This is a genomic window from Mesorhizobium sp. WSM4976 (assembly GCF_029625685.1).
Lineage (GTDB): Bacteria > Pseudomonadota > Alphaproteobacteria > Rhizobiales > Rhizobiaceae > Mesorhizobium.
Map to the genome: position 1 here is coordinate 12,852 of NZ_JARTVT010000043.1, position 23,909 is coordinate 36,760.

Genomic DNA, 23,909 nt, shown 5'->3' on the forward strand with positions numbered 1-23,909 from the left:
CTTATTTCTCCCTGGCTGCGGCACGCGCGAGCTTGCTACGGACACGATCAAAGACAACCGCAAAGACGAGCAGACAACCGAGCAGAATCATCTGCCAGAAGGACGAAACCCGGATCAGGTTCATTCCGTTGGCCAGCATGGCGATGAAAAGGGCGCCCAAAATCACGCCGCCAAGGCTGCCCTCGCCACCACGCAGGGAGGTTCCGCCGAGCACGGCCGCGGTGATCGACTGCATTGCAAAGGGCCCGCCGAGGTTCGGCTCGCCTGCAGAAACCCGCGCTGTCAGGAGGAGGCCCGCGGTGGAGGCCAGCAAGCCGCTGACAACGTAGACATTCGTCAGATAGCGGCCGACCCGAATGCCTGACAGACGCGCGGCGACTTCGTTTCCTCCAATGGCGTAGACATATCTGCCAAACCGCGACCAGTTCATCACATAATACATGATGCCGACGATCACGATGGTTATGTAGATGACCGTCGGTACACCAAATATTCTGCCGCTACCGAAATTCTCGACGAAGAGCGGCGGAAGACCTACCACGGGCGCACCCCCGGTCAGCAGGAGCGCGATTCCTGCGATTGCAGAGGAGGTTCCCAGGGTAACGATGAACGGCGAGACCTTGAGGACGGCGACGCCCAACCCGTTCAGAAGCCCGAATCCGAGACCGGCGAGAAGGCCCGCGCCGCATCCCGCGATAAGCGCGAGCATCGGGGACCCGGTGCCGTCGGCTCCCATCATATAGACCATCACCAAGGCTGCGATGACGCTGGTAAGAGCCACGATGGCGCCGACCGACAGGTCGAAACCTGCGCTGATCAGGGCCAACATCTGTCCCATGGCCACGATCACCAGAAACGTCGCTTGCCTCAGTATGTTCATGAGATTTGCCGGATTGAGAAAGCGAGGTTCAATCAATCCGAAAATGACCGCCATGACGACCAGCAGGATTGGCAGCACACCAATCGTTACCAGCAACCGCATTGCGTTGGCGATGCGGTTGTTCGAATGAGCGGCTTCCAGTATCGGCTTGGGCGACGCCGTCCTGACTGACATCACTACCTCCTACGCGTCAAAAAAGTTTGCAAGCACCGCTTCTTCGGTCAGTTCGGGACCGCAAAGCTCTGCCTGAACCTTGCCACGATGAACGACGTAGGCCCGGTGGCAGAGGTGCAGGATTTCAGGAAGATCCGAAGAGACGACCAGAACACCGGCTCCCCGCTCACACACTTCCTTGATTAGATTGTAGACATCGCTGCGCGCTCCGACGTCCACCCCCGTTGTCGGCTCGTTGAGCACGAGAACCCTGGGTGCGCGCAGCAGACCACGGGCAAACAGTGCCTTCTGCTGATTGCCGCCGGAGAAGAAGGCGATCGGACGGTCGGGAGCGGCGGGACGGACCTGAAGTCTGGCGATCAGCTCTTCCACCTTCGATCGTTCGCGCCACCGCAACACCGCCCCAAACCGCGACAGTTCCGGTTCGCTCAAAGATGCGATGGAAATGTTCTCGCGAAGGGAGCGGGGAAGCACCAGGCCTTCGCGTCGGCGATCCGACGGAAGGAAATACATGCCCCGTCGCAACATCTCGCTTGGGGACATGGGATCGACGGTTTGCCCGCAGACTTCTATGTGCCCGGATGTCAAGGCATGGAGACCGAAGCAAGCTTCCGCAATCTCGGCCTTGCCGGAGCCGACCAGGCCGGCCACGCCGACAACCTCGCCCGCTCGGACGTTGATGTCGATCGCGCTGACGCCCGCCCTGGCAATCGATACGCCTCGCAGCGCCAGTACTTCGTCCCCTGGGCGGCAGGCAATCTGCGGATAAAGTGCTGTCGCTTCCCTACCGGTCATCAGCGAAACGAGACGATCCTCGTCGACATCGGCTATGTCATCGAGCGTGGCGACGAGCGAGCCATCTCTCATGACCGTGATCCGATCCGCAACGACCTTGATCTCCTGCATGCGGTGGGTGATGTAGATGATCCCCACGCCTTCTGAAGTCAGTCGCCTTATGAGGGTGAAAAGGACCTCTGATTCCCGCTCGGTGAGAGAGGCGGTCGGCTCGTCGAGGATGAGTATGCGGGGGTCGCCCTGCAGCGCCTTGGCTATCTCCAGCATCTGCTGCGACGATCGTGGAAGCCGATCGACGCGGGCCGTTGGGTCAAGAGGAAAGCCGAGGTCGGCAAGGATTGCCGCCGCGCGGCGGTCCATCTCGCGGTTGTCGAGGCGCCGGCCGCTGCGGACTTCGCGTCCGAGGAAGATATTCTGGGCGACCGTGAGGGTCGGCACCAGGCTGAACTCCTGGAAGACTGCGTTGATCCCCGCGGCCCTTGCGTCGGCAGGAGATTCGAAACGCACGGCCTCACCCTTGAAGCGCATGCTCCCCTCGTCGGAGCGATAGGTGCCGGCGATCACATTGACGAGCGTGGACTTTCCGGCTCCGTTCTCCCCGAACAGGACGTGAACCTCTCCCCGCAAGAGGGAGAAGTTCATGTCCTTCAGTGCCACCACGCCGGGAAAGCGTTTGGTCACGTTCTGCAGCTCGAGCAATGCAGGAACGTCTGACAGCGCGATCTCGGGGCGGTCCATGACGTTCACTTGACCTGGAACTTCGGCAGGAAGTCCTTCGGGGCGAAGCCCGAACTGTTGTCCAGATCAACCGGAGCGTCGCTGGTAAACGCCTGCGGCTTCGGCCAAATCTCGGTTCCCTTGATGTTTTCGCCTTGCAGCTGCCGGACGGCCAAATCCAGGGCCATCGCAGCCATCCACACAACGTTGTCATTGCCGCTGTAGGCAATTTCCTTGGCGTTCACCGCGTTCGCGACCGCGTCGGTCTGGTAGAACGATGCGATCTTGATGCCGGTTCTGTTTGCGTCTTTCACGGCGCCGACCGCGGCTTCGGCCGCTGGAGCCACACCGGCGATCCAGTCGATCGACGATTCAGCCTGAAGCGTGTCCTCAATCAGCCCCAATTGCACATCGCGTCCGGTATCGCCCCACTTCGTGGAAATGACTTTGACTTTGGAATCCTTCAGGGCCTCCTTGAAGCCTTCGTCGGTGCGGACAGCCCATCCGGCGCCCTCAGGTCCCGGAAACCACGCAACGCGCAAGGGCTGACCGGCGGCCTTCTCCTTGAGATGCTCTCCCAGCGCAATGCCCAGCCGCTTGAAGTCGACCGTGGAGCGCGCAGTCACGTTGGGCGACGCGATCCGGTTCACGGATTCGATAACCGGCATGCCTTCGGAAACGAGCTGATCGACCTTGGACTTCACGCCCTCGCCGCTGATCGCCGCCACCAGAACGGCATCGGCGCCGGACGACGCGCAATCCTCGAGATCGCTGATCTGCTTGCTCAAATTCCCGTAACCGCCAGCATCAAGGATGGTAAGATTAACACCTAGCCGCTCGGCTTGCGTTACCAGGCCATAATCGACCGCCTTCCAGTAAGGGTCTTTCATCGTCGGCAAGCTGGCGCAGATACTCCACTTGCGGCTCGCCTTATCGAGCAGGGTCCACTCGCCGTCGGTCACCTTGTCGATGTTGGCCGCGTCTGGACGCAGGATTGGAATTGCCTGGGTGAAAATGGAAGGAAGCTTGGCGTCGCCGGCCCATGCCGTGCTGCCAAGCGTCACTGTCAATCCCAATATCGATGCTCGAATGATGGTGGCAGTCATGATCTCCTCCTAAGCTCGCGACTGAAGAGACTTTAGTGACAATTAAATCTGAATGTCAACTTGAGTCGTTAAATTTTTTTTCCCCTTTTAAATCCGTGAGTTCCCTGATAAAAAGAGTTCAGTGTGAGTGTCTTCATGAACTTTTCATAGCCCTTTTGAGCCGAAACGTGGGGGTCAGATAATGGATATCGACGCGGAAAATGGAGGCGGGCTGGCGCTTGGCGCGCACCTAAAGACGGCGCGCGCCAGGGCGCGCATGACCCTCAAGGAGCTAGCTGACAAGACGAAGTTGAGCGAGAGCTTCCTCAGTCAACTTGAGCGAGGAAGAGTCAACGCCAGCCTGGCCTCGCTGCAGCGGATCACCCGGGCACTCGGTACCAATGTCGCTGAGCTTTTCGACGAGAGGCGCACCTCCGGCGTTCGCCTCATCCGCAAATCGGAAAGGTCCGCGCTGGCGTTCGGAATTTATGGCCGTAAATATCTGCTTACGCCCACTCCGCTCGAGCATCTGGAGGTCTTTGTCGGTGAGTTCGATGCAGGTGGAACCACAGGCGCAGAGCCCTATTCGCACGGCGACTCGGACGAAATGTTCATCGTGCTGGCGGGAACTTTCGAACTGCAGGTAGGAAGTGAACGGTTCGCGCTTTCGGAGGGGGACTGCGTCAGTTATCGCAGTTCTTTGCCCCACAAGGCCGTCAATGTCGGCTCGACCCGCGGCGAGGTGATGTGGATCATCAGCCCGCCGAGCTACTAGCTTCCTTCCTCGCTTTTTGCACCGGATGCCTTAGAAAATGACACCTGAATGGCGCACTGTCGTTGAATGGGTCGATGCCCATCGACCGAATCTTTCCGGAGATCATTCCACGATTTGGAGCCTCCACGAACCGGGATGGCGGGAATATCGCGCCGCGCAATGGTATGTCGCCAGGTTGCGGCAAGAAGGCTTCGAGGTGGAAAGCGCGAGTGCGGGCATGCCGACGGCATTTGCGGCGCGCTGGACCTCGCCATCGGGAGATGGCCCCCATATCGCAGCCTGGGCCGAGTATGATGCGGTGCCGGGCAATTCGCAGCAGCCGGTGCCTTATCAGATGCCGAGATCGGGCGTCAGTCGATGGGCGGCCGGCTTCACGGAGCCGCATTCGGCGGTCGGAATAGGCGCGCTAGGTGCGGTCCTGGCCGCAAAGGCGGCCATGGAAAAGCACGGGCTGAAAGGAACGATCCGCTTCTTCGGCGAGCCGGCCGAAAACATGTGCGGAGGCAAAGTCTTTCATGCGGCAAAAGGCTATTATGATGGCATTGACGCGGCAATCGCCTGGCGCTCGTCACCATTGCCGGCATTGCTGAACACCTGTGCTCTGGACACGTTGTGCGGCTGCTTCTGGTCGAAGGTTTACACTTTCGAGCACGAGGAAGTATACGGGCTGTCGTTACGCACGCTGCAGGCGGCGCCCGAAGCGGCGGCGACCCCTCAGGCATCCGCTCGTGCGCCGGGCGCTCTCGATGCTCTCTGTCTGATGTACACGACGAGCAAATTCCTGCGTGATGCAATGTTGCCGCATACCGGATCCTGGGCGCTCAACGAGGCGATCCTCGCCAACGCGACGGCCACGGCAGACAACTTGCCGCCTCGCTTCGCTCAGATCCAATACAGTTGGCGCTGTCCGACGATCGAGATGGCGGAACGGATCCTTGCCGTTCTCGACGGCAATGCCGAGCAGGTGGCGCGTCTCACACAGACGCGCTGGCGCAGCGACTGGGTGAGCCGCACCCGACCGGGCCTGCCAAATCAAGCGCTCGCCGAGATCGCATATGCCAATTTTGAGCGTGTCGGGCCGCCGGAGTGGAACGAGGAGGCACGCGAGTTTGCCCGGGCGTGCCAGCGTAATCTCGAGATCGCGCCGATGCAGGATCCCTTCGTCAGAGGTGCAGGCCGAATGACCCCGCCGAAGGAAGCCGAAGCCCAGATCCGGGCCACGCTGCCGGACTGGCAGACGCACTACGGTGCGGACGACTATGTCGAATACACCTGGCATGCGCCAACGGTGCGTATCCTGGTCGCCCGACCGCGACTCGCTTCGCCGCAGCCCGGATATGTGTATCCGCAATGGGTGGGGTCTGCTCTCGGCGGCGTGCCCGCCGTGGTCGATCCCGTCATATTCACCGCGGCCAAGGTGATCGGATCAACGATCATCGATCTCCTAACGTCGCCCGACAAGCTGGCACGCTGCAGGGATGAGTTCGATCGCCGGACCGGCGGCGGCATTGGCGGAGAACGCTGGCTTGCGCCGCTTCTAGATCGGAACGTTCCGCCGCCAGTACATCATCCGTGGCCGGAATATGTGACGACCGCAAGAGGCCCCGGTTGGTGCCTGCCGACCGATACCTGAAATGAGCCGGCCAGCGTGCTCGGTGCGTAACGCGCGGAGCCGTTCCATGGGCCACAAGCACGGACAAGTTGACTGCCGTCAAAGGTCAGCACAGAAGGGAGAGAGACACATGGCAATTGTGAATGAAGTACAGACCAGACGCGATTTGATGAAATCCATGCTTGCGCTCAGTGGCGGGTTGGCTTTCAGCGCCAGCCCATGGTCGAAAGCGCTGGCCCAGGACAAGACTCTAAATCTGGCCGACATTGGGGTCGGCGATCCAGGCAGCTGGAAATTATTCACCGACCAGGCCGGCTATGACGTCAATCTCGTCGCGATCGGTAACGCTCCGTCCGCCATCATCAACGTGATGCTCGGAGGTGGCGGAGTTCAGACGTTTGATGGCATTCACATCGTGGGCGGCATGCAGAAGCCCCTGGCAGATCTTGGTCTAATCCGGCCCGTCGATGTTTCCCGGCTGCCGAATTGGAGCAAGAACAAATATATTTCGGAGTACCTGAAACCGGGAACCCCAGGTTACGACTACTTCTACTATAACAACCAGCTCTACGGCATCCCGACGATCTTTCAGGGAGAGTCCATCTGTTACCTTCCAGGATCGACGAAGGGAAAGGTGGATTCGTTTGGCGCGCTGTTCGATCCCAAGTACCGCGGCTATGTAGCCTTGGACGACAACTATGCCACGACCGGTTACAAGACCGCGATCTATCTGAAGGCCGCGGGCCTCGCAAACATAGCAGATCCTACGGACATGACCGCCAGCGAGTTCAACACGGTGGTCAACTTCCTCATCGACCGCAAGAAGGAAGGACAGTTCCGCGTCCTCTGGAGCAGTTACGAGCAGGCCGTGAACCTGCTCGTCAACAAGGAAGTCTATGTTCTGGATGGCTGGGAGCCGATGATCTATTCCGTGCGGGCGAAAGGCGTTGATTGCGACTATGCCGTGCCGAAAGAAGGCTACATGCTTTGGGCGATGTCGGGTTACATCACCAACAATCCAAATCGTACCGAAGAACGCCAGAAAGCCATCTACGAGCTGTTCAACTTCATGATGGGGCCGTGGTACGGGGCCCGCATCAGCGCCACGCGCGGCTATATGACAACTTCCGAGGCGCCCGGATTCGCAGCCGCCCATCCCGAACTGTTCAATGCAGGCGAGCCCAAGGAGGCGCTCGAGGCGGACGGGCGCGGTCGATTCAAGTTCCAACATGGCAGCTATTGGCAATTCCGCTGGCCAAAAGAAGTCCATGCCATGGAAGCGGAGTGGGCACGCTTCAAGGCTGCATGAGCCAGGCCTGGCATGGCGCGCTTTTGGCGGCGGCGCCATGCCAGGCCGCATCAATCGATCCGCCTTCGCGAGCCATGTCGAACACGAATCCGAGTCAGGGCAGGACCATGCGCAATACAGCGCGACATCTGATGCTGACGATCCCCATCTTCTTCAGCCTGGCGTTCGTCATAGGGCCGCTTGCGATCATGGTCGTGGTCAGCTTTTGGGCAAGGCAAGACTTCACGATCGTTCCGGCTTTCCAAATCAACGCCTACGCGGAATTCCTGGGAGGCGTGCGTACTGCTGTTCTGCAGCGAACCGTCCTGACCTCCTTCCTGGCAACTGCGCTCAGCCTGGTGATCGCCTATCCGATCGCCTATCTCCTGGCGCGGTTGAGCCGCCCGGCGGTTACCCGAATCGTTCTGCTGCTCCTCACGATCCCGTTCCTCATCAATTACATCATTCGCAATTTCGCGTGGGCCTTCCTTCTGGGGAGGAACGGGCCAATCAATCATGCGCTGATCGGGCTTGGCGTGACGGATGCGCCGGTGGACTGGCTGCTTTACAGCACCTTTTCCGTCTATGTCGGGCTCGTGGCCTCCTACATGCCGTTCATGGTCTTTCCCCTCTGGCTTTCGCTCGCGGGAATAGACCGGCGGTTGATCGAGGCAAGCTACCTCCTGGGAGCATCGCCGGTTGCTACGTTCCTGCGAGTCACGCTGCCACTCTCGTTGCCGGGATTGTTTGCCGCGGTAATCTTCGCTCTCGTCGGCATTCTCGGTGAAAGCGCAGTGTCGCTGATCTTGGGGGGGGCGGGCTATGAGTTGATGGGCAACACCATCACCAGCGCCATGAACGTGCTCGACTATCCGCTGGCCGCTGCGATGTCGACAGTCACTGTCGCCCTCATGGTGGTTCTGCTCGTGCTCTGGTACGCGCTGACCGACATTCGGAGCTTCCTTGGCCAAATCATGGGGAGGGGCTAGCGATGTACGACGCGCGCGCCGCACGCTTCTCCTTCACCGTGCTGTTGGTTCTCGTCCTGATATTCCTCTATGGCCCGTTGCTGCAGCCGATCCTGGTCGCGTTCAGCAAAACCGGCCAGGTGGATGCCGGCATGACATTCACCACGCAGTGGTTCTCGGAGATGGTTCAAAGCAGGATGATCGTAACGTCGTTACGGACGTCGATCATCGCAGCGCTGCTTTCGGCGATCATTACTCCGATACTGGCCTTGCTCGCCGCAATGTCGATACGCGAGTTCCGGGCCAAACGCGCCATTGTAATGCTGATGATTCTGCCCTTGTTCATTCCGGCTGTCACGATGGGACTGGCCTGCGCCTTCTTTCTCAAGCTGCTCGGCATCCCGTCATCGCTTGCCACGATCGTGCTCGTGCAGGTGATATGGTCGCTCCCCTTTGCCTTCCTCGTTATCGTAGCTGTGATGGCGAGCTTCAACACCGTGTTTCTGGAGGCTGCCTATATGAGCGGGGCCAATCGGTGGCGCGCATTCATTGATGTGGAACTGCCCGCGATCGCCCCCGGTCTCAGCGGTGCGGCGATCTTCGCGGCCATCATCTCCTTCAATGAAACCATCCGCACGGCGATGGTGCAGGGACCCTACAACACCATTCAGACCTACATCTGGTCGACTTTCCTCCAGATCGGTCTGTCGCCGCAACTCTTCGCCGTCATGGCTTCCCTGATCCTGATCACCGTCGGGCTGGTGTTCTTCATGATTCTCATTTCATTCTGGCGACCAACCGGAGCCTCGAAACAATGAGCGGCGATGCAACGAACCACCACCCGCGCTCAATACATTCCGCTGTCAAGGCGGGAGGCACGATGAATCCGCTGGATGGAAACGTTGAAGCCGACGGCAAACGGCCGATCCTAGAGATAGACAGCCTGAGCAAGGCCTATGGCTCTAAGATCGTGGCAGATAATCTGTCATTGCAGATCGGCCAGGGAGAATTTTTCACCTTTCTTGGTGCAAGCGGCTCCGGCAAGTCGACCACCCTACGGATCGTCGCGGGACTGGAAAAGCCGGATCAGGGCACCGTCCTGATCTCAGGCATCGATGTGAGCAAGGTTCCACCCTGGCGGCGCAATGTCGGAATGATGTTCCAGCAATATGCGGTCTTTCCCAACATGAATGTTGAGAAGAACATCGGCTACGGGTTACGAATCAGGAACATGCCTACCGCCGAAACGGCGAAGCGCGTGGACGAGCTTCTTGATCTCGTCGGATTGGCCGGCATGAGCAAAAAGGCCGTTGCCACGCTTTCTGGCGGTGAGCAGCAACGCGTCGCGCTGGCGCGCGCACTGGCTCCGCGCCCGGCCATTCTTCTGCTCGATGAACCCTTGTCCGCGCTGGACGAGAAAATCAGGCGCGAAATGCAAGGGGAACTCAAGCGCATCCAGCGCAGCACCGGCACCACCTTTCTGTACGTTACGCACGACCAAGAGGAAGCGCTTACCATGAGCGATCGGATCGTGGTGCTGAAGGAAGGCAAAGCGGCACAGATTGGCACGCCGGAAGCTATCTACTTGCGCCCGGAGAACCGTTTCGTCGCGAAGTTCTTCAGAGGCGGAAACCTGTTTATGGCCCGATGCAGTGCCATGCAAGGGGACCGCGCGACGCTCACATTTGCAGGTCAGACCTTTAGTGTCGCGCGGGGTGCCTATATGGGCACGACTGGGCCTGTCTGGATCGCCATTCGGGCGGAATCGATCGCGATCGGACCTGATGCAGGCAACTGCCCAATATGCGTGCCCGCACAACTGGTCACACGCATGTTCCGGGGGGCGAACGCCGACTGGCATATTTCTCTCGAGGATGGCGAAACGGCAGTCATAACCACACCCAGACACGCGAAAGATATCAACGAAGGCGCAGTCGCAATCGGCTTTCGGCCGGACGATGTCATTCTTCTGAACGAATAGAGCGATGAGCATTCTCGCTTGCAGCCATTAGGGAGGAAAACGAGAGATGGGTTTCACAATTTCTGTCGATACCGGCGGCACCTTCACCGACATCGTTTTGTCGAGCGGTGACGGGACGCTTGCCCTGGGCAAAGCGCTGACGACTCCGGAACGCGCATTTTCAGGTATCAGCGATGCGCTGGAAGTGGTCGCGCGCGAACGCGACATAACGCTGAGCGAGCTTCTCGCGGCAACCTCGCTCTTTATCTACGGAACCACACGCGCGACCAATGCCATCGTCGAGGGCAAGACGGCCCGGACTGCGTTTCTTACGACGGAAGGCTTTCCCGACATCCTGGTGCTGAAGGAGGGCGGGAAACTCAATCCTCATCAACTCGATGTCGACTATCCCGAGCCCTATATTCCACGCAGCCTTACCTTTGAGTGCCGTGGGCGTGTCTCCTCCGAAGGCGATGTACTGACATCCTTCGACGAAGAGCGGGCGCGTGAGATTGTCGCCAAGTTCGACACTCTGGACGTGGAGGCCGTGGCCGTATGTTTCCTGTGGTCAGTGGCCAATCCGGCACATGAGTTGCGTATGGGCGAAATCATCCGCGAAATGAGGCCCGATCTGCCCTTTACGCTTTCGCATCAGTTGAACCCCGTGCTGCGCGAGTATCGGCGTGCATCCTCTGCCGCGATCGACGCATCCCTGAAGCCCCTTATGCAACGGCACCTGCGGGATCTTGAAGCCGATCTGCGTGCCGCCGGCTATTCCGGCGAAACCGTCGTCGCCACATCATTCGGCGGTGTCATGCATGTGGAAGACCTGATCGAGCAGCCGATCTACCTGGTGCGCTCGGGTCCGGCCATGGCTCCCATTGCCGGCATTGCGTATGCCGGCCTGGAAAGCGCGGGCAAGGACGTCATCATCTGTGATACCGGCGGAACCACGTTCGACGTATCGCTGGTGCGCGAGGGCGCGCCCGTCTTCACGCGGGATACCTGGTTGGGCGGTCTCTGGACCGGCCATTGCACCGGCCTTTCGTCGGTCGATGTGCGCAGCTACGGGGCGGGAGGCGGATCCATCGCCTGGATCGACAGCGGCGGCCTGCTTCGTGTCGGCCCAGGCAGTGCTGGGGCGGTTCCCGGCCCGGCCTGTTACGGCCGCGGCGGCACGAAGCCAACCGTAACGGATGCCGCGGCGGTTCTCGGATATCTTGATCCCGACAATTTCCTCGGCGGTCGCATGCGGCTCGACATGGGCGCGGCCCGCAGCGTCATGGCCTCGCTTGCACAGGAACTCGGGATCGGGATCGAAGAAACCGCTGCGGCCATCATGACGATCGCGAACGAGCACATGATCGGCGCGGTTCGGGATATAACCATCAAGGAAGGGCTTGACCCGACCGACAGTATTCTTGTGGCGGGAGGCGGAGCCGGTGGCCTCAATATCCTGCCCATTGCAAGGGAGCTTGGCTGCAACCAGGTCATCCTGCCTCGGAGTGCCGGTGCGCTCAGTGCGTGCGGGGCCCAGTTCTCGGACATCGTCTCAGAGTTCAACACTAACGCATTCACGAATTCGTCGAATTTCGATCATGAACTGGTGCGCGCCGCGCTGTTCGGCCTGGAGGAGAAAGCGGAGGCGTTCTCGACCCGGCTTGCAGGTCGCGGACTGAAGAACATCCGACTCGAATATTTCGTCGAGGCCCGCTACCTGTCGCAGGTCTGGGAACTCGACGTGGCCTTGCCGCGAGCCGGCGTGGCGGATGCCTCCGATGTCGCCGCGCTGGTCGATGCTTTTCACGACGTGCACGAGCGCGTTTTTGCCGTGCGAGATACCAACCAGCCGGTCGAATTCCTCAATTGGAAAATCAGGCTCATTGCGGAACTGGAGAAGCCGCGTCTCCAAGCCGGTCCGCCCCAGAGGCAGCCTTCGCCGCGAACCTCCCGCGCGGCTTGGTTCACAGCCTCCGGCGCAGTTCAAACGGCGATCTGGTATGGCGAGGACCTTGGCCCAGGCGCGGTGATCGACGGCCCTTCCCTAATCGTCGAGCCGACAACGACCGTGGTCGTCTATCCCGGCATGCGGGCGAAAGTCAGCGCGTTGGGAAGTTACCTTCTGGAAGCTGATCCGTCCGATGCCGACGATGTTGCCCGGCAGACCGGGCATCCCGATGACGATCCCACCGAGACGATTGTCATAGCCAACCGGTTGGATGGCATCGTGCGTGAGATGTCCAATACCCTGCTCCGAGCGGCCCGTTCGGCCGTCATAAACATGGGCCGGGATTTCTCGTGCGGCCTATGCACGGCCGATAACCAGCTTCTGTCTTCAGCGGAAGGTCTGCCGGTCCATATTTTCGGAATGCATCTGCAGACGCAGTCCATGTGCGACCTGCATCCCGACATGCGCGAGGGCGATGCCTTCCTGCACAACGATCCCTATCTCGGCAATTCGCATCCCGCTGACCACACGATCCTTGTGCCGGTCTTCTTCGAAGGCGAGCATATGTTCACCGCCTGCGCCAAGGCGCATCAGGCAGACATCGGCAACAGTGAGCCGACGACTTACTTCGCCGGAGCACGCGATGTTTATCACGAGGGTAGCCTGATCTTCCCTTGCGTCAGGGTGCAACGCGACGGCAAGGACCAGGACGACATAATCCGTATGTGCCGCTCGCGCATACGCGTTCCCGACCAGTGGTATGGCGACTATCTGGCTGCCGTCGGCGCTGCCCGTGTCGGTGAGCGGCGCCTGAAGGAGCTCATCGCCAAGTATGGCCGTGACCGCATCAAGAAGTTCATATCAGAATGGCTGGATTATTCGGAGCGGCGAATGATCAAGGCGATCTCGGCATTGCCCGCAAACCACATGCGTAGGGAAGGCCGGCACGATCCGATGCCACCTGTATTGCCCGACGGCATCCCGCTGGCTGTGGAGATCGACATCGATCCCGTGAATGCCCTGATCACTGTCGACCTCCGGGACAATGTCGACTGCGTGGATTGCGGCCTTAACCAGTCGCTTGCGACGGCCACAAACAATGCGGTGAACGGTGTCTTCAATTGTGTCGAGCACGACATCCCGCACAACTCCGGCAGCCTCCGGCGCCTCCGGGTTCTACTGCGGGAGAACTGCGTCGCGGGTTCCCCGAAATTTCCGCATAGCTGCTCAATGGCAACGACCAACGTCGCCCATTGGCTGGTAAATCTGACTCAGTCCGCCTTTGCCGAAATCGGCGAAGGGTGGGGCTTGGCCGAAGGCGGCGGCGCCATGAGCGTGGGACTCAGCGTAGTCTCCGGCAAGGACTGGCGACGGAACGGAGCGGCCTACGTCAACCAGCTCATACTCGGCGTCAATGGCGGTCCTGCCTCGTCAAGATCGGATGGATGGGTCATGTATGGCCTTCCGGTGGTGGGCGGTCTTCAATATCGCGACAGCATCGAGCTCGACGAGCTCAAGCATCCTATGCTGGTACGCAGCCTGCGTCTGGTCGCTGGGTCTGGCGGTCCCGGTCGTTTCCGGGGAGCGCCGGGGTGCGAACTGGTGATTGGCCCACGACACGATCCGATGACGGTGGTCATTCCTTGCGACATGCAGGAAAACCCGCCGCGGGGCGTGAGGGGCGGCCATGCGGGCGCGGCCGCCAAAACCTGGAAGATCGCTGCCGACGGCACGCAAATCCGCCTTCCCAATTTCGTGACGGTGACGCTGATACCGGGTGAATGGCTCCGCGGAACAGACAATGGCGGTGGCGGTTACGGAAACCCGCTCGACCGCGACCTGGATCGCCTCCAGCATGACGTGAACGAGGGTTGGATCACCAAAACCCAAGCGGAGGACCTCTATGGTGCCGTGTTTGTTCTCGGCTCGGACCACATCGACAGGAAGGCCACGGAGCAGCATCGTGCAATGCTGCGAGCAGGGCCCTCCGAGATCAACCGACGCGTCGCAGCGGCGGCGCCAACCGAGGCGGTTTCGTGACTCGGCTTCTGGTCACCGGCTTCGAAGGTTACGGCGGGCGTGTTGTCAATCCGTCGGCCGAACTGGTGCGGCACCTGGAGGGCGCCTCGACAGGAGGCGCTAAGGTGGTAGCGAGAACTCTGCCGGTCAGCATGGCGCGCATGCCGGACATGTTGCGTAAGCTTATCGATGAGCTGCGTCCGGACGGTATTATGCTTGTCGGGCTTTGGCCTGGCGAAACCATGATTCGGCTGGAGCGCCTTGCGATAAATTTTGCAGAGTTCAACGTTCCCGACAATGACGGCTCGTTGCGAACCGAGCCTGTTTCAACGGCCGGCCCCGCCGCTCTATTGGCGACCTGGCCGGTGCGACGGATCGAGGAGCGACTGTTGAACGAAGGCATTCCCGCCCGGCTTTCCGAACATGCGGGCACTTTTCTATGCAACGCGTCTCTATATACGGCCCTCTCACACGCCTCTGGGTCGACCGCGTCTCCGATCGGTTTGATGCATGTTCCATACCTGCCCCAACAGGTGAGCGCTCTCTTGCGCACGATACGGGCGGAAGGTCGAATCGAGTTCTTCCAAAGACAGGATTTCGCCTCCATGGCTTTGGAGGTTCAGTTACACGCCGCCAGGTGCGCGCTTGAAGAAATCGCTGCCAACTTAGTATCCTTTCCAAAAGTTGAGTGATTTCAGCAGGTTGTGGTTACGTCGAATTTGCGAGCTCCAAGCGACACAAGGTGCCTTCATCGAAGCGGTGCACCGCATTGCCGCGCGTGTCGACGGCGAATTTGCGCTGGTCGCCGGCGCCTTGTCCTCCAATCCGGAAAGGGCAACGCCTCCGCCGCCGAGCTCGGCCTCGATCATGCTCGCAGCTACGCTCCTAAACGGGAGTTGGCCCATGCCGAGCCCATGACTCGACAAGCGCGGGACGTGTTGCAAAGGGCCAGCTTGGCGACATCCATGCCGTCCAAGCCGAGTACCCGCAGACAACCAGCGGTGAGGTAGAAGGCGCTTTTCCTTCGCTGCGAACTGCTTTAGCTGTGAGCTTTCAGGAGGTTGTCCATTCGGACCGGATCGAGGAGACTGGAGTTACCAAGCTTCAGCACTCACCGGAGGGTCCGAATGAACATCCACAAGAATGCCCGTCTCACGCCGCCGCGTCGAGAGGAGATGGCGCTGTCGGTGATAGAGGGCGGTTTTTCCAAAGCCCATCCGGCGCGCGTCTATGGCGTGTCAGCCAAGATCGTGGCGCGCTGGGTCGAGCGCATCATGGCGCTGCGGCGGCAACGTTGGAAACAGACGGCTTTAAGAGTAGCATTCCCGAATTCGCCGTACGCAATCCCTTCATAAAGGATCTCTGGCCCCTGCGCTATGTAGGCGCGAGATATTTTAAGCAAAACCGACAGATCGGCGTGCCGATGGTCGTGAATACGTGAGGAACGGACGTTTTGTCCCGCTCTTCATTGAGAATATTCAATAGACGCTCTATTTGGACGAGATTTCGTCCTTCGGCCTAGTGGATTGACCACGTGTTTGAGGGCGGCGATGATTTTGTCGGGGTCTGTGTTCCAGGTGAAGGGTTGAGTTGTCGATTGTGCTCGGCGAGGAAGCGGTTGATGGCCGCCTGCAGGTCGACGACAGAATGAAAGACGCCTCGCTTGAGGCGTCGCTTGGACAGGTTGGCGAAGAAGCCCTCGACGGCGTTGAGCCAGGAGCAAGACGTGGGGGTGAAGTGGAAGGTGAAGCGCAGGTGGCGGTTGAGCCAGGCACGCACTTAGGGTGCTTATGGGCGGCGTAATTGGCGAGGATGACGTGAACGGCTTTGTCCGGCACCTCGGCATCGACGGTGTTGAGAAATCAGCATAAGGGCGCACCGTTGAAGCGGGCTATACCAGCTAGCTGCCGGCGTCAGGCTATTCGCGGCCGGAGGGGGGCGTTGCTGTGGGGGTGACGCCAGATCGTGCCGAGGGGACGAAGGGCAAGGCGATCTCGTTGACAGGTTAGATCCCGGACAATCCGCCAAGGTCGTTCAACACGTTGAGACGCCGAGCCGGGACTGTCAGGAATTCTGTGCGCGAGGCCATGATGATGGAAAGGAGAGAATCACCACATGGCTATCGAGGGGTCGGAACAAGAACTGTTCCCGCGGACACGCTAAGGCCAAACGAAGCGCGAACACGCGCATAGATCTGTAGATGAAGCCACCGGGCTGGTTGAAAGCTTCCGGCCGATGGCGAACCACTTCCCCTTGGAATTAAATGTGTCGAGGGAGAAGGCGAGTGGATAGAAGACGGCTTGTCAGTTCGAAGGAAGCGGCGATACTTCTGGGCATAGCGGCGGACGAGGATAGTCTGATCCGTCACTTTACACTGGGCCCGGCAGATAGATTGGAATGCGAACTCCGCCGGCGACGGCAGAACAAGCTGGGCTTCGCCGTTCAACTCTGCACGATGCGACAAATGGGGTGCGGGCAACGTGAGACAGCAACGCCATGATCGCACATCAGTCCAAACTTTCCTTTCGGCCCGTGTCCGACCTGGAGGCCAAGCTGGTTTGCGCGCATGCCGCATCCCCAGCTGTGAGGAGCCGTGGGTCCTGCGCAATAGGTTCAAGCGCTTTTCCTTCCCCTGCGTTAACCACTGCGGATGTCGCGTTCGGCGCAGTTTCGTGCCAGTCCTAACGCCAAAGACAGTACGTGTGCCTAGTTGACCGACAGCGCCGCAAAGTCCATACTTATTAAATCGGTTTAGCCGCCCTCGGCGGCGGCCACGATTCGAACATGCACGACCAGGCAACACGACCTAGAAAAACGATTACGGCCCGCAAGGGCCGCGATATTAACGTGGACCTGATCGCTGTGGTCGCCGCCGTGAGCGACCGCGACCCTTGCATTCTCACTGTCGGCCAGCGGGATTCCCTTCCCTCCGGACCGTTCGAGCTGAGTCACCGATCGCTCCAGTCCGGCTTGAGGGACTGGGTCGAACAGCAGACAGGTCATCCGTTGGGCTATATAGAGCAGCTCTATACCTTTGCCGACCGTGACCGGATCATTGCCGGGCGTGAGCAGCGCAACATCTCCATCAGCTATCTTGCGCTGACCCGGCAGAATCCGATGACGCCGTCGCGCACGTCGCAGTGGAGAAGCTGGTACGACTATTTTCCCTGGGAGGATCACCGCTTGGGTACGCCGAAGGCCCTTGGTGCGCTGCGGCCGCTCCTGATTGCATGGGCAAAGGGCGCCGAGAGCGCTGCCGCGCGGCGCGAGCGCCGCCATCGCGCGGCAATTGCCTTCGCTTTTGAGGACCGTCGCTGGAATGAGGAGCTTACGCTCCAGCGCTACGAGCTGCTCTATGAAGCCGCGCTTGTCGAGGAAGGGGGTGGGGACCCTATAGCCGCTCCTGCGGCTTCCGTGTCGGGCAGAGCGATGGTCGCAGACCACCGCCGTATCCTGGCGACGGGCATCGCGCGGCTGCGCTCCAAGATCAAATACCGGCCTGTCGTGTTCGAGCTGATGCGCCCGACTTTCACCCTCCTCCAATTGCAGCGGACCGTGGAAGCCTTGGCCGGCAGGCTCATCAACAAACCGAACTTCCGGAGGTTGGTCGAGCAGCAGGAGCTGGTCGAGGAAACCGGCGAGACCTGTCTCGAGACTGGTGGCCGGCCGGCAAAGCTCTACCAATTCCGCCGTGCCATTCTCGACGACAGCGCTGTCGTTTTGGGGACAAAATTGCCGCTCTCGCGGGCTTGACACCGTTATAGTCGGTGTAGATATATCCAGTTTATTATCATCCGGAATATAAGCGGAGGCGCGGATGACCAGGGCGCTACCTACGGCCGCGTCTCTCTATGAACGCGTCCAGCGGGTGATCCCGTCGATCGAATGGCCAGCCTTCACCGGCGACATTGACGCCATCTTGGCGCTGAAGCGCGAGCGCAACGCCGTCATCCTGGCGCACAACTGCCAGACGCCCGAGATCTTCCATTGCGTGGCCGACATCGTCGGCGACAGCCTCGCGCTTGCCCGCAAGGCGACGGCGGTCGATGCTGACATCATCGTACTCGCCGGCGTGCATTTCATGGCCGAGACGGCGAAGCTGCTCAATCCCGGCAAGACCGTGCTCATCCCGGATCTCGGCGCCGGCTGTTCGCTGGCCGACTCGATCACGGCTTCGGATGTGCCTCTGATGCGGCAACGCTACCCCGGCGCGCCGATCGTGACCTACGTCAACACCTCCGCCGCTGTGAAGGCGGAATCCGACATCTGCTGCACCTCGGGCAACGCGCTAGCGGTCGTGGAGTCTCTCGGCGCACCGCGGGTGATCATGCTACCCGACGAATATCTGGCAAGAAACATCGCGGCACAGACAAAGGTCGAGATCATCGCCTGGAAGGGACACTGTGAAGTGCATGAGCGCTTCAGCCCCGCCGACATACGCGAGTTGCGCGAAGCACATCCCGGCGTCACGGTGCTGGCCCATCCCGAATGCCCGCCGGAGGTTGTCGCGGAAGCGGATTTCGCCGGCTCGACGGCGGCGATGTCCGACTATGTTGGACGGCACAAGCCCGCGCGCGTGGTGCTGATTACCGAATGCTCGATGAGCGACAACGTCGCCGTCGAGCATCCGGACGTCGACTTCGTGCGCCCCTGCAACCTCTGCCCGCACATGAAACGCATTACGCTCGCCAAAATCCGAGCGGCGCTCGAGGAGAACCGCCACATGGTGACGATCGATCCCGGCGTCGCTGACCGCGCGCGCCGGGCGTTGGAACGGATGCTCGCCGTATGACGCAAGAGAGTCGTGACATTGGCGGGGCCGCGATCATTATCGGCGCCGGCGTCGCCGGCCTGATGACTGCGCTTCACCTGTCGCCACAGCCGGTCGTTCTTCTGTCCAGAACACCGCTCGGAACCGAAGCCTCCACCACACTTGCCCAGGGCGGGCTTGCAGCAAGCCTGGGGGATGACGACAGTTTCGAATTGCATCTGACCGATACACTTGTTGCCGGCGATGGGCTGTGCGACGAAGCGATGGCCAAGCGCGTCGTTGAGGCTGTGCCTCAAGCCATCGACCACCTTATCCGTCTCGGTGTGCCGTTCGACCGAGGACTCAATGGCAAGCTGCGGCTCGGCCTGGAGGCAGCGCATTCGCGCCGCCGCATCGTGCATGCTGCTGGTGACACCACCGGCCGCGAGCTGTTTCGTGTGCTGCTCGCCGTGGCGCGCCGGACACTCTCGATCAGAATCTTGGAAGGCGTTTCAGCCCTTCGCCTCGTTGTCGCTGAAGGCGGCATCGTGGGCGTGCTGGCTGTCCTGCATTCAGGCGTGATCGCATTCCCGACCCGCCGTGTGGTGCTTGTGACCGCCGGTATCGGCGGCCTCTTTAGCGATACGACGAACCCACTTTCCTCCTATGGCCACGGCCTTGCGCTTGCCGCCTGCGCCGGCGCGGAGCTCGCCGATCTGGAATTCGTGCAATTCCATCCGACGGCGCTCGATAACCCCCGCCGGCCGATGCCGCTGATAAGCGAGGCGGTGCGTGGTGAAGGCGCGGTGCTTGTGGACGACCACGGCAACCGCTTTCTTGCCGATACGCCCGGCGCCGAACTTGCTCCGCGCGATGTTGTTTCGCGGGCAATCTCCGACCAACTCGCCGCCGGCCGCCGCGTCTATCTCGACGCCCGGCGATGCCTCGGCCCGAAATTCGCAAAGCGCTTTCCGGCGATCGACGCCGCTTGCAAGCAGGCCGGTATCGATCCGGCCATGGAGCCGATCCCGGTGCGTCCCGCGGCCCACTATCATATGGGCGGCGTGGCCGTGGACGTCGAAGGGCGCAGTTCCCTTGACGGGCTATGGGCTTGTGGGGAGGTCGCATGCACCGGGCTGCACGGCGCCAACCGACTGGCCAGCAACTCTCTGACCGAAGCCGTTGCGACCGCCGCTTGGGTGGCGGCAAGTGTGTCCGGCACATGCGCCGGCTGGCAGTGGCCAAGGCTTCCCGAAACCGTTCCGGTGCGCCCGGACCCTTCCTCAATACGCCAGCTTGTGTCCAATGCGCTGGGCATTATCCGCGACGGCAAGGCCCTGCGCGACGCAGTCGCGACAATGCTGCCGATCGCAGTTGGCGAGACGGCTGCGGCCGATCCGGCCCTGGTGGCACTGCTGATCGCGATCGCGGCCCTTCGGCGCGAGGAGAGTCGCGGTTCGCATTTCCGATCCGATTTCCCGCAGCGCGATGCTGACCCCCTCCCCTCCCGGCTTACGCTCTGCACAGCCTTCGAGAGTGCCGTCGCGCTCAACTGGCAAACTGCCGAACGGAGCCGTTAATGACTTCACTTGCACCGCTCCCCCAGATCATCATGGAACCTATCGTGCGCAGTGCCCTCATGGAAGATCTGGGTAGAGCCGGCGACATCACAAGCGACGCAATCATCCCGGCCGATCGCAAAGCCACCTTTGCGTTGAATGCCAGGCAGGCTGGCGTCGTTGCCGGGCTCGATCTGGTTATGTTTGCCTTCCTGCTAGTCGATCCTGGGATCAGCATGCAATTGCGCTGTCCCGAGGGTGGCAAAGTGTCGGCCGGTGAAACCATCGCGATCGTAAATGGGCCGGCGCGCAGCCTGCTGACGGCTGAGCGGACGGCGCTCAATTTCCTATGCAAGCTGAGTGGCATCGCAACGGCGACGGCCTCGCTTGTAAACGCGGTACGCGGCCATAACGCGAAGATCGTATGCACGCGAAAAACAACACCAGGCCTGCGTGTCCTGGAAAAATATGCCGTGCGCGCGGGCGGCGGCGCCAATCACCGCTTCGCGCTCGACGATGCCGTGCTCATCAAAGACAACCATATCGCCATTGCCGGCGACATTCGCACCGCAATCGAGCGAGCGCGTCGTGCGGTAGGCCACATGATCAAGATCGAGGTGGAGGTCGACACGCTCGATCAGTTGGAGATGGCGCTCCAGGCGAGCGTTGACGCGGTGCTCCTGGACAACATGTCGCTCGAGGACCTTGGCCAAGCCGTGGCAATGGTCGGGGGCAGGGCTCTCACCGAGGCGTCAGGTCGGGTGACACCGAAAACGGCTCCGGCAATTGCGGCGACCGGCGTCGACCTTATCTCGGCCGGCTGGCTTACCCACAGCGCTCCCATCCTCGATATCGGGCTCGACATGCCAGCCGACCGGAATTGCAGCAGGCATCTGAACTGAGGGAGAGGATATGAAGCGGGATCGCAGGAACTCCTTTGGTCGCAGACTAACTTGCTCCAGCACGTCCTTAGTTCCACCGACCGCCGACGCAAGCCTGTTCGCTGCCGGACCACACAGTTCAACCGGCGAGGAAAAAGTGACGCGTCAGGAACAAACAAAAGACCACGTGGAAGCACTTGGCTTCATCATCTGCCGGCTCGACGAACTGCGCCAGATGGCTGCCTCTCACGGACTGGAAGCACTCGGTTGTCTGTTGGACGTCGCTTTCACCGAATCCTGCGACGCGATCAGAAGGGAGCGTTCATGCGCTCAAGCCGAAGAAAGCACGTGATAGGCGCCGAGAGCGCGAGACACCGCGGCACAGGATTGAAGTGATTTCGGAGGAAGGGATGCGCAAAATTGTTGCCGGCAAGCTGCACGGCATCTATGTCACCGAGGCCAATCTCGACTATCACGGCTCGATCACGCTCGACCCTGACCATTGCGAAGAGGCTGGCATCCTGCCGATGGAATTCGTCGAGATCTGGAACAAGAATTCAGGTGCCCGGATTTCGACCTATGTCATGCTCGGCGAGCGTGGATCCCGCTGCTGCATCCTAAACGGCGCCGTGGCCCGCACCTGCCAGCCGGGCGATCAGGCCATCATCTGCAATTCGGTCTACGTGCACGAGAGGGAGCTGACCGCGCTCAAGCCACGCGTGCTAACCTTCGACAAGGGCAATCGCATCGTTGATCGCCTGACCTATTCGGTCGAGCCCAATGCGGAGGGAGGCTACAGCTTTTCCATACTCAATGAAGCCAACAACGTCCTGCCGGTGCCGGCGCTGGTGGGCCGACCATGACGGTTCTCAAGCCTGTTCTCCTGGTTGATACCCAAACGTTTTTGTTGATGGAAGCGGAATGGACGCAGAACTGCATCTGAACGCGGCTGTTGAGCCGTTCAACGGGGCGTCGCCCCAATGGACCCAGGGGGCGGCCCAGGCCGTCCACGACCTGCCCTTCAACGAATTGCTGTTCCAGGCCCAGACCATTCATCGCGAGAATTTCGATCCCAACCGGGTGCAGCTGTCGCGCCTGCTGTCGATCAAGACCGGCGGCTGCCCGGAGGATTGCGGCTACTGCAGCCAGTCATCGCATCATCAGTCCGGGCTCAAGGCCTCGAAGCTGATGGAGGTCCAGCGCGTCCTCGCCGAGGCCAGGAAGGCACGCGAGGCGGGCGCCACCCGCTACTGTATGGGAGCCGCCTGGCGCAACCCCCAGGAGCGCGACGGGGACGCCGTGGTCGCCATGGTCGAGGGCGTGAAGGCGCTCGGCATGGAGACCTGCAGACGTTAGGTATGCTTGACCTTGGTCAGGCACGGCGGCTCAAGCAGGCCGGGCTCGACTACTACAACCACAACATCGACACCTCCGAGCGCTATTACAGCGAGATCATCTCGACCCGGACATTCACTGAGCGGCTGGACACACTTGCCAATGTCCGCGACAGCGGCATCAAGGCCTGCTGCGGGGGCATCGTCGGCATGGGCGAGGAGAAGGCTGACCGCATCGACATGCTGGTAACGCTCGCCAACCTGCCGGAGCCGCCCGACAGCGTCCCGATCAACATGCTGATCCCGATCGAAGGCACGCCGCTTGGCGAGGCCGAACCCATCGAACCGATCGAATTCGTGCGCACCTGACCTGCCACTGAGGTTTCATCCAGTGGCAGTTAGAGCCTCGGCCGTTTCTGTTACGCCGTGGGGCGCGGGTTGAGCAACCAGCGAAGACGCGGAGCCTTCCATCAGCACAGCGTCGGAGCCGGTTGCGGTGATGACCTCGGCATTGGCCGCCGGGGTCTGGTAGCCGAGCGAGGAATGCGGCCTCGCGAGTGTTGAAGTCCTCCCGCCATTTGGCGATGGCGCTGCGGGCGTGGTCGAGGCCGAAGAACAGGCTCTCGTTCAAGAGCTCGTCGCGCATGCGACCGTTGAAGGATTCGACATAACCGTTCTGCATCGGCTTGCCCGGCGCGATGTAGTGCCATTCGATCCCGTGATCCTTTGACCATGCAAGGATGGCGTTCGAGGTGAACTCGGTGCCGTGGTCGGAGACGATCGTGCCGGGCTTGCCGCGGCGGCCGATCAGTTCCGTCAGCTCGCGAGCAACCCGGCGGCCGGAGATCGACGTGTCCGGGATCGCCGCCAGGCATTCGCGCGTCACGTCGTCGACGATGTTGAGCACACGGAAGCGCCGGCCGCAGGCGAACTGGTCATGGACGAAATCCAGCGACCAGCGCGCATTCGGCTTTGCCTTGACCAGGATCGGCGCCCGCGTGCCGACTGCTCGCCGTCTTGCCCGGCGCTTGCGAACCGTCAACCCTTCCTCCCGGTAGAGCCGATAGATGCGGTTGATCCCTGACGGCTCGCCCTCCCGCCGCAGCAGGATGAACAACCGCCGATAGCCGAAGCGTCTTCGCTCGTTGGCAAGGTCACGCAGTC

18 protein-coding genes and 5 pseudogenes are annotated in these 23,909 nt (G+C 60.8%); 18 read left to right on the plus strand and 5 right to left on the minus strand.

Annotation, left to right across the window (positions count from 1 at the left end):
- Position 1: 1 nt before the first annotated feature.
- The 3 genes from P9272_RS33185 to torT are packed head-to-tail and all read right to left on the minus strand — an operon-like array spanning position 2 to position 3,672.
- Positions 2-1,054 carry an ABC transporter permease gene (locus P9272_RS33185; RefSeq protein WP_278164295.1) on the minus strand — a complete coding sequence of 351 codons (1,053 nt, stop codon included), beginning with the start codon at positions 1,052-1,054 and terminating at the stop codon, positions 2-4.
- Positions 1,055-1,063: 9 nt separating this feature from the next.
- Complete coding sequence (locus P9272_RS33190) at positions 1,064-2,587, minus strand: sugar ABC transporter ATP-binding protein (RefSeq protein WP_278164297.1); 1,524 nt, start codon at positions 2,585-2,587, stop codon at positions 1,064-1,066.
- Between the two features lie 5 nt (positions 2,588-2,592).
- Positions 2,593-3,672, minus strand: coding sequence for a TMAO reductase system periplasmic protein TorT (torT, locus tag P9272_RS33195; protein WP_278164299.1), 1,080 nt, complete (start codon positions 3,670-3,672; stop codon positions 2,593-2,595).
- 181 nt (positions 3,673-3,853) lie between these two features.
- Here torT and P9272_RS33200 point away from each other — a divergent pair, with 181 nt between their 5' ends.
- The 10 genes and pseudogenes from P9272_RS33200 to P9272_RS33245 form a co-directional block, all read left to right on the plus strand.
- Positions 3,854-4,426 (plus strand): cupin domain-containing protein, encoded by a 573-nt coding sequence (locus P9272_RS33200; RefSeq protein WP_278164301.1) that lies wholly within the window; start codon positions 3,854-3,856, stop codon positions 4,424-4,426.
- A 436-nt stretch (positions 4,427-4,862) separates the two neighbouring features.
- Complete coding sequence (locus P9272_RS33205; RefSeq protein ID WP_278164303.1) at positions 4,863-6,059, plus strand: amidohydrolase; 1,197 nt, start codon at positions 4,863-4,865, stop codon at positions 6,057-6,059.
- A 109-nt stretch (positions 6,060-6,168) separates the two neighbouring features.
- Entirely contained in the window at positions 6,169-7,347 is a 1,179-nt protein-coding gene (locus tag P9272_RS33210) for an extracellular solute-binding protein (RefSeq protein ID WP_278164305.1), read from the plus strand.
- A gap of 131 nt (positions 7,348-7,478) precedes the next feature.
- On the plus strand, positions 7,479-8,315 hold the full coding sequence (locus P9272_RS33215) for an ABC transporter permease (protein ID WP_278164307.1): 837 nt from the start codon (positions 7,479-7,481) through the stop codon (positions 8,313-8,315).
- A 2-nt stretch (positions 8,316-8,317) separates the two neighbouring features.
- Positions 8,318-9,112: an ABC transporter permease subunit gene (locus P9272_RS33220; RefSeq protein WP_278164309.1), complete on the plus strand. Its 795-nt coding sequence runs from the start codon at positions 8,318-8,320 to the stop codon at positions 9,110-9,112.
- A 62-nt stretch (positions 9,113-9,174) separates the two neighbouring features.
- Positions 9,175-10,275 (plus strand): ABC transporter ATP-binding protein, encoded by a 1,101-nt coding sequence (locus tag P9272_RS33225; RefSeq protein ID WP_278164311.1) that lies wholly within the window; start codon positions 9,175-9,177, stop codon positions 10,273-10,275.
- A gap of 46 nt (positions 10,276-10,321) precedes the next feature.
- Positions 10,322-14,242, plus strand: a complete 3,921-nt coding sequence (locus P9272_RS33230) for a hydantoinase B/oxoprolinase family protein (protein ID WP_278164313.1) — start codon at positions 10,322-10,324, stop codon at positions 14,240-14,242.
- Positions 14,239-14,913, plus strand: coding sequence for a hypothetical protein (locus P9272_RS33235; RefSeq protein ID WP_278164315.1), 675 nt, complete (start codon positions 14,239-14,241; stop codon positions 14,911-14,913). Before P9272_RS33230 ends, P9272_RS33235 begins: the two co-directional genes overlap by 4 nt.
- Positions 14,906-15,132 (plus strand): annotated as a pseudogene (locus P9272_RS33240) (hypothetical protein); the annotation flags it as partial. The gene P9272_RS33235 and the pseudogene P9272_RS33240, both read left to right, overlap by 8 nt.
- A gap of 216 nt (positions 15,133-15,348) precedes the next feature.
- Positions 15,349-15,492 (plus strand): annotated as a pseudogene (locus P9272_RS33245) (leucine zipper domain-containing protein); the annotation flags it as partial.
- A gap of 194 nt (positions 15,493-15,686) precedes the next feature.
- Here the strand turns inward: P9272_RS33245 and P9272_RS33250 are convergent.
- Positions 15,687-16,083: pseudogene (locus P9272_RS33250) on the minus strand (transposase); the annotation flags it as partial.
- A gap of 422 nt (positions 16,084-16,505) precedes the next feature.
- Between P9272_RS33250 and P9272_RS33255 the strand changes: the two are divergent.
- The 8 genes and pseudogenes from P9272_RS33255 to bioB form a co-directional block, all read left to right on the plus strand.
- Positions 16,506-16,721: a DUF4158 domain-containing protein gene (locus tag P9272_RS33255; protein ID WP_347404085.1), complete on the plus strand. Its 216-nt coding sequence runs from the start codon at positions 16,506-16,508 to the stop codon at positions 16,719-16,721.
- A 284-nt stretch (positions 16,722-17,005) separates the two neighbouring features.
- On the plus strand, positions 17,006-17,974 hold the full coding sequence (locus tag P9272_RS33260) for a hypothetical protein (protein ID WP_278164319.1): 969 nt from the start codon (positions 17,006-17,008) through the stop codon (positions 17,972-17,974).
- Positions 17,975-18,038: 64 nt separating this feature from the next.
- Positions 18,039-19,013 (plus strand): quinolinate synthase NadA, encoded by a 975-nt coding sequence (nadA, locus tag P9272_RS33265; RefSeq protein ID WP_278164321.1) that lies wholly within the window; start codon positions 18,039-18,041, stop codon positions 19,011-19,013.
- On the plus strand, positions 19,010-20,551 hold the full coding sequence (locus P9272_RS33270; protein ID WP_278164323.1) for an L-aspartate oxidase: 1,542 nt from the start codon (positions 19,010-19,012) through the stop codon (positions 20,549-20,551). The genes nadA and P9272_RS33270 overlap by 4 nt, the downstream gene beginning before the upstream one ends.
- Positions 20,551-21,432 (plus strand): carboxylating nicotinate-nucleotide diphosphorylase, encoded by an 882-nt coding sequence (gene nadC, locus P9272_RS33275; RefSeq protein ID WP_278164326.1) that lies wholly within the window; start codon positions 20,551-20,553, stop codon positions 21,430-21,432. The genes P9272_RS33270 and nadC overlap by 1 nt, the downstream gene beginning before the upstream one ends.
- Before the next feature lie 10 nt (positions 21,433-21,442).
- A complete protein-coding gene (locus tag P9272_RS33280; RefSeq protein ID WP_278164328.1) occupies positions 21,443-21,763 on the plus strand; it encodes a hypothetical protein in 321 nt (106 codons plus the stop codon).
- A gap of 58 nt (positions 21,764-21,821) precedes the next feature.
- Positions 21,822-22,274: an aspartate 1-decarboxylase gene (gene panD / locus P9272_RS33285; RefSeq protein ID WP_278164330.1), complete on the plus strand. Its 453-nt coding sequence runs from the start codon at positions 21,822-21,824 to the stop codon at positions 22,272-22,274.
- 58 nt (positions 22,275-22,332) lie between these two features.
- A pseudogene (bioB, locus tag P9272_RS33290) lies at positions 22,333-23,108 on the plus strand (biotin synthase BioB); the annotation flags it as partial.
- Between the two features lie 21 nt (positions 23,109-23,129).
- On the opposite strand, the pseudogene P9272_RS33295 reads toward bioB, so the two are convergent.
- Positions 23,130-23,909: pseudogene (locus tag P9272_RS33295) on the minus strand (IS3 family transposase); the annotation flags it as partial.

Bases quoted from the DNA above. Each gene is read 5' to 3' on its own strand.
- torT (WP_278164299.1), bottom strand. From the start codon at position 3,672: ATGACTGCCACCATCATTCGAGCATCGATATTGGGATTGACAGTGACG.
- P9272_RS33280 (WP_278164328.1), top strand. From the start codon at position 21,443: ATGAAGCGGGATCGCAGGAACTCCTTTGGTCGCAGACTAACTTGCTCC.
- P9272_RS33225 (WP_278164311.1), top strand. From the start codon at position 9,175: ATGAATCCGCTGGATGGAAACGTTGAAGCCGACGGCAAACGGCCGATC.
- P9272_RS33210 (WP_278164305.1), top strand. From the start codon at position 6,169: ATGGCAATTGTGAATGAAGTACAGACCAGACGCGATTTGATGAAATCC.
- P9272_RS33185 (WP_278164295.1), bottom strand. From the start codon at position 1,054: ATGTCAGTCAGGACGGCGTCGCCCAAGCCGATACTGGAAGCCGCTCAT.
- P9272_RS33190 (WP_278164297.1), bottom strand. From the start codon at position 2,587: ATGGACCGCCCCGAGATCGCGCTGTCAGACGTTCCTGCATTGCTCGAG.
- P9272_RS33200 (WP_278164301.1), top strand. From the start codon at position 3,854: ATGGATATCGACGCGGAAAATGGAGGCGGGCTGGCGCTTGGCGCGCAC.
- nadC (WP_278164326.1), top strand. From the start codon at position 20,551: ATGACTTCACTTGCACCGCTCCCCCAGATCATCATGGAACCTATCGTG.
- nadA (WP_278164321.1), top strand. From the start codon at position 18,039: ATGACCAGGGCGCTACCTACGGCCGCGTCTCTCTATGAACGCGTCCAG.
- panD (WP_278164330.1), top strand. From the start codon at position 21,822: ATGCGCAAAATTGTTGCCGGCAAGCTGCACGGCATCTATGTCACCGAG.
- P9272_RS33230 (WP_278164313.1), top strand. From the start codon at position 10,322: ATGGGTTTCACAATTTCTGTCGATACCGGCGGCACCTTCACCGACATC.
- P9272_RS33220 (WP_278164309.1), top strand. From the start codon at position 8,318: ATGTACGACGCGCGCGCCGCACGCTTCTCCTTCACCGTGCTGTTGGTT.
- P9272_RS33260 (WP_278164319.1), top strand. From the start codon at position 17,006: ATGCACGACCAGGCAACACGACCTAGAAAAACGATTACGGCCCGCAAG.
- P9272_RS33270 (WP_278164323.1), top strand. From the start codon at position 19,010: ATGACGCAAGAGAGTCGTGACATTGGCGGGGCCGCGATCATTATCGGC.
- P9272_RS33215 (WP_278164307.1), top strand. From the start codon at position 7,479: ATGCTGACGATCCCCATCTTCTTCAGCCTGGCGTTCGTCATAGGGCCG.
- P9272_RS33205 (WP_278164303.1), top strand. From the start codon at position 4,863: ATGGAAAAGCACGGGCTGAAAGGAACGATCCGCTTCTTCGGCGAGCCG.